General features: G+C 60.2%; 1 protein-coding gene. It reads left to right on the top strand.

The features are described from left to right. Positions 1 to 230: 230 nt before the first annotated feature. Positions 231 to 797, top strand: a complete 567-nt coding sequence (locus HU811_RS27060) for a GNAT family N-acetyltransferase (RefSeq protein ID WP_186659181.1) — start codon at positions 231 to 233, stop codon at positions 795 to 797. The last annotated feature ends 89 nt before the right edge of the window (positions 798 to 886 follow it).

Genomic DNA, 886 nt, shown 5'->3' with positions numbered 1-886 from the left:
TCGCGAGCAAGCCCGCTCCCACAGGGGGCATGTGTTTACCCACAAAGCCTGCATGCAGCTCTGTGGATAACCTGTTCGGCCCCGCCGCTCATCAGGCCGTCCAGGCCTGAACTCAAAAAACACCGTCTGACCCGCTGCAACATCCAGCCATAAAACCGCTGCCCCGGCATGTTGTCGTGACTCAAACCTGCGCCTAAAAAAGCTGTTTGACAGCCAATGGAGCCACATCAATGGAAGTTGAACTTCGTCCCGCTTTGCCCACGGATACCCGCGAGATCGCTCGTCTGTTCCGGATCTCCTCGGAGGGTGCATCGGATTACATCTGGAGCCAGCTGGCGGAGCCAGGCCAGGACCTTCTTGAGGTGGGCGCCGCGCGTTATGCCCGGGAAGGTGTCGATTTTTCCTACCAGAACTGCCTTGTCGCCCAGGCCAACGGCCAGGTTATCGGCATGATGCACGCTTATGTGACGCGTCATGATCCACAGGCGGCCCCAGTAACAGATCCGGTCCTGGCGCCCTACGCCGACATGGAAGTCCCCGACACCCTCTATATCTCGAGTCTGGCCCTGCATGAAGGTTGGCGTAACAAGGGGCTCGGCGTGCGCTTTCTCGAGCGGGCTCAGCAGCGTGCCGATCAGTTGCAGCTCAAGGGCCTGAGCTTGATCGACTACGCAGCGAACACCGGCGCCCGGCGCTTTTATGAGCGCCATGGCTTTGGCATCGTCAAAACCTGCCAGGTCGTCCCCCATCCGATGATTCGCGTGACGGGGGAGGCATATCTCATGCACCGGCCTTAACCGTCACGGCGGACAGCTCTGGCGCTAAGGGCTGAAGGCTGTTCCAAGGCTTGCCAGATAACCTGTGGGAGCGGGCTTGCTCGCGAAAG

The organism is Pseudomonas tehranensis (assembly GCF_014268615.1).
Lineage (GTDB): Bacteria > Pseudomonadota > Gammaproteobacteria > Pseudomonadales > Pseudomonadaceae > Aquipseudomonas > Aquipseudomonas tehranensis.
This window is presented reverse-complemented; position numbering and strand designations above follow the sequence as displayed.